6 protein-coding genes are annotated in these 4,054 nt (G+C 58.0%); 4 read left to right on the top strand and 2 right to left on the bottom strand.

The window, feature by feature from the left end; all coding sequences use genetic code 11:
* Positions 1-428 (top strand): IS30 family transposase (locus ACIQ7H_RS21950; protein WP_395795587.1); only part of this gene is annotated, 428 nt, incomplete at its 5' end.
* Between the two features lie 189 nt (positions 429-617).
* Positions 618-1,577, top strand: a complete 960-nt coding sequence (locus ACIQ7H_RS21945; protein WP_395795585.1) for a hypothetical protein — start codon at positions 618-620, stop codon at positions 1,575-1,577.
* A gap of 15 nt (positions 1,578-1,592) precedes the next feature.
* Here the strand turns inward: ACIQ7H_RS21945 and ACIQ7H_RS21940 are convergent, their stop codons facing one another.
* The gene (locus ACIQ7H_RS21940; RefSeq protein WP_395795583.1) at positions 1,593-1,745 is read right to left on the bottom strand and encodes a transposase; all 153 of its coding nucleotides are present in this window, start codon (positions 1,743-1,745) and stop codon (positions 1,593-1,595) included.
* 119 nt (positions 1,746-1,864) lie between these two features.
* Between ACIQ7H_RS21940 and ACIQ7H_RS21935 the strand changes: the two genes are divergently transcribed.
* Complete coding sequence (locus ACIQ7H_RS21935) at positions 1,865-1,987, top strand: transposase (RefSeq protein WP_395795589.1); 123 nt, start codon at positions 1,865-1,867, stop codon at positions 1,985-1,987.
* A gap of 431 nt (positions 1,988-2,418) precedes the next feature.
* On the opposite strand, the gene ACIQ7H_RS21930 is transcribed toward ACIQ7H_RS21935, so the two are convergent.
* A complete protein-coding gene (locus tag ACIQ7H_RS21930; protein ID WP_395795581.1) occupies positions 2,419-3,672 on the bottom strand; it encodes a glycosyltransferase family 4 protein in 1,254 nt (417 codons plus the stop codon).
* Between the two features lie 169 nt (positions 3,673-3,841).
* On the opposite strand from ACIQ7H_RS21930, the gene ACIQ7H_RS21925 reads away from it, so the two are divergent.
* Positions 3,842-4,054 (top strand): transposase (locus ACIQ7H_RS21925; RefSeq protein WP_395795579.1); only part of this gene is annotated, 213 nt, incomplete at its 3' end.

Raw genomic sequence — 4,054 nt, 5'->3', positions numbered from 1 at the left:
AGGTGCTGGTGACGCTGACAGAGCGGCGCTCGCGCCTGCACCTGATCCGGCGCGTGTCGCAGTGGACCGCAGAGGCTGTGAGCCGCGCCATCATCGGCACGCTGGCGCCCATCCAGCACCTGGTGCACACGCTCACCGCGGACAACGGAAAGGAGTTTGCTAAGCACGAGATCATCGCGATCGCCTGCAAGGCCGACTTCTACTTTGCCGAGCCCTACGCGTCGTGGCGGCGTGGCTCGAACGAAATCGGCAACGGGCTGGTCCGCGACTACCTGCCCAAGGGCACCACCTTCGCGGCAGTCATAGACGAGCGGCTTCAAAAGATCGAGCGCAGGATCAACAGCCGGCCGAGGAAGACGCTAGGCTGGCGCACCCCTCACGAGGCCTTCGCCGAAGCCCTCAAGAAGCGGGTTGCGATTCCGAGTTGAATCCGCCCAGTATGTATTCGTCGTGGACCTACAGCTATGTCTGGCTCTACAACCATCACTTGCTGCAGAATGCGCTGAACCACGAAACTCTTATTCAGGCGCTGAAGCGCTGGCAATCCACCCACCCGGAACCCTTCGTCAAGCAGGTGTGTGATCGTCCGGGATCTGACACCTACAGAGAGTATTCAGATGACCAGCCGTGCCGTGGTATTCACCTTCGATGAAGACGCCCGTTGCTTGTTCGGCTTCCGATTCGCGCTTCAACGTCTGCGACGGTTCAATCGCCACATGCCGGTCCACGTTTATTTGGATGGAGATATCACGCCAATATCGGTGCTCGCGGCTGCGGACCCGCATCTCCATGTACACGAGGCGAAGCGTATGCGCCACGCCATGCCGAGTATTGCACCGCCAAGCTTCCTGAAGTGGCACGCGGTCGCCGAGCTTGCCGACCAATACGACGAGGTCGCTTATTTCGACACCGACACTTTCGTTTTTGATGACGTCGACCAATTGTTCGATTCCGCGGGGGATACAAAATTCGCAGCGCGAGACTTCGGAGGCTACTGGTCCAACCCCCCACACAAATGGGGCATCGTATTCGCGCACGAGATTCCGGGTTACGCGCGCAAGATCGAGGACCTCGCGCGGCTCATCGGGGTCACGCCAATGGGCCATTTCAACTCGGGCGTGATGATCTTCAAGCAAGGCTTCCAGCGCGAAATTGCCCGGCACATACCGCGCCTCGTAAACCTGCTTCGCACGTTCACAAGCGGACTGCTGCCAAATCCCCTCGAGAAAGGCCAGTTCTGGTTCGCCGAGGAGGTCTGCGCCCGGTTCTTCGTCGTAATGGCAGGTCTGAAAGAGCTCAGCTTCCTTGAGCCTAGCGTTGCGCCTTACTACCACGAATATGCGACCCGGGAGGTCCCCGGACCTGGTTTGGTCGTGCACACGTGGAGCGCGTACTTCAACGTCGCGGTCGCGGAATTCGGGACGCGCGAGGAGATCGACGAGCTGATGAGCCTTTCTTTGCATCCGCGATCCACTCACAAGTCATTCCGCTGGCTCGGGTTTCAGCAGCACATTCGCAACCGATTTGCTTTAGACTTTCGCGCGCGAATAGCGCGCAAACTGTTGCTGTTAAATTAACTGGCTCTTCGCGGGTCAGTGCGGGTGTAGACGTGCATTTTCGGGTAGCGCGGGCAGGAAGCTGGGAATGATCTTAAGCTTGAGATAGGCCTCGTCACGGTAGCCGTTGGCGATTCCTTGGATCACGCGGATTTTTCTGTTCAAGCCTTCCACCAGCCCTATGCTCACATTGTGGTCTGGCTGGCGGTAGGCAGCGATGCAATCTGACCTGCCCGGCTATTCTCGGACCAGTTGAAAGTTGAGAGGATGGCTCCTGAGATAAGCGAGGAACACATGCGCAGGTCCCGATTCACCGACACATCGACGACGGTGGCCGGCCAATCGACAACAACCCGATCGAAGACGCGACTCGCCCGATAGCGGTAGGCCGCAAGAACTGGCTGTTCATCGGCGCCGCCCGCGCCGGCTAGCGGGCTGAGGCGCTCATCAGCCTGATCTCCACCGCAAAGGCCAACGGCATGTGCCCCCACGCCTGGCTGAGCTACGTGCTCGACGCCTGACCAACGCGCCCAACAGCGACATCGACCTGTTGCTGCCGTTGCAGGGCTGGACGCCGGCAAAGGCTGCGCGTCCAGCAGAACTTGCACCGTTAGGGCAGGTTTCATCGCCGCACACTTACGCCGATATGGGCGACGCCAGCGATCATTGACTGACGCAAACAGTGGGCGCGATATGGAAGGATGCGGCTAGTCATTATTAGTAAGCGGAGGCCCTCAAAAATACGCGAGGTCAATTCCAACGAGTCGGCAAGTTTCAGGCGGCGAACTGGGCGCTCCATCTCGCCACTAGCCCTAAGGGGCGCTGACTCAGAAAATTCGAACGCGTGCTTGCCGGCCCAATATCAACTGCACCTGGCAACGTTCGACGACAAAGGCGAATATGAAGGGTCAAGCAGGCTTCGGTAGGCCCGCAATGTTAGGTCTGCCATTCGCGCACTGGTAAACTCAGCGGCTCGTGCGCGGCCTGCTTCTGAAATACGTTGCGCCTTGGCAGGGTCGTCGACTAAATCGACGATGGCGGCTGCAAGTTCATCCGCATCGATTCGGGCATAACCGTCGGAATCGATTTGTATCTCTACATGCACCCCGCTTTGGCCGTGTTGAACAATCTCGACAAGCCCGCCGACTCGACTGACAACGAGCGGTACTCCTGCGGCCATTGCCTCTATGGCAGCATAACCGAATGGCTCGTACAAGGAAGGGACCACTGCAACGGCTGATCGAGCGTACAGCGCACGCAATTGCGCTCGGTCAAGTTTGCCCACTAGCCGAGTCGTCGACGCCAGAATCGGATCTGATGTCGAGAACTCTCTGAGTGCCTCCGCGTGGTCTTCGGGGCCGTCGCCTGCGACGACTAGCCTGAGGTCGTCGCGCGAAGTACAGATGTGCCTAAACGCATGCAGGAGAAAACGCAGGCCCTTCTGCGGAACCAGTCGTCCAGCAAAAATGATCAGCTTTCTCAGGGATCCATCGTCTACTACTTCATCGGGGCACAGCCCAGCGACTTCCTTGTACGCTTTAGGGTCAACTCTTGGCCAGGGCGCCGCACCATTATGTATCACGATGACATTCGACTCTGCATGAACCCTTCGCACATCTTCCGCAACCGACTGACTGACGCCAATTACCAAATTGCTGGAGCGGCACAGCTCACGCTCCAGCTCAACAATGAAAGCAAGTGTGTCGACACCCCAGCGCCTCGTGAAGAGATGCTCCAGAGAATGGACCGTGGACACAATTGGCCGACCCCAGCGCTGGCGCAGTCGGTGAGCACAGCGGAAGGTAAACCAATTGTTGCAGTGGATGATGTCCGGAATACTCTGCTCTGCTTCGCATCGATGCGCAACCTCATCAGCGATGAGGTCGGAAAACAAGCCGAAACGCTCGCTCCCGAGGGTCAGTAGGTCGACCTTTGGATGGTAGAAATGCACCTGTCGGTTCGCTTCAATGATACTAGGGTGCAGGCCACTACCGCCAATCGCGAAAGAGAGACGCACTCCTTCTGAGGCTAACCCGTTAGCCAACTGGCCGAGATACGTTCCAATACCGCCAACCACTACCGGTGGGAATTCGTGTGCAAGTATCAGGATATGCATTGGAAGGCCATAACAGTTCTGACGCCTCAGATACGATCGAAGAAGAGGATCTTCGCCGCTTCGCAGGATACTGTATGTAAGCGTGCGACGAAGACACCTACCCTAAGGAAGCTCTGATTTATCCGTCCCGACAGCTACCATAGCCCACCACCCGCAGAATGTTCAGCCGATGAAGCAGACCACCTTCGACTCCCTGGCTTACACCGCGAAGAAGAAGCAGACTCGTCGCGAAAAGTTCCTTGCAGAGATGGAGCAGGTGGTGCCTTGGAAGGCTCTGCTGGTGTTGATCGAAGAACACTACCCCAAGAGCGGCAAGGCCGGACGGCCACCGATGTCGCCGGAAGTGATGCTGCGGATCCACTTCCTGCAGCAGTGGTACGCG

Source organism: Aquimonas sp. (genome assembly GCF_044377145.1).
Classification (GTDB): domain Bacteria; phylum Pseudomonadota; class Gammaproteobacteria; order Xanthomonadales; family Xanthomonadaceae; genus Aquimonas.
The sequence above is the reverse complement of the archived record's forward strand: the minus strand, read 5'-3'. Positions and strand labels throughout refer to the sequence as shown.

Bases quoted from the DNA above. Each gene is read 5' to 3' on its own strand.
- ACIQ7H_RS21930 (WP_395795581.1), bottom strand. From the start codon at position 3,672: ATGCATATCCTGATACTTGCACACGAATTCCCACCGGTAGTGGTTGGC.
- ACIQ7H_RS21945 (WP_395795585.1), top strand. From the start codon at position 618: ATGACCAGCCGTGCCGTGGTATTCACCTTCGATGAAGACGCCCGTTGC.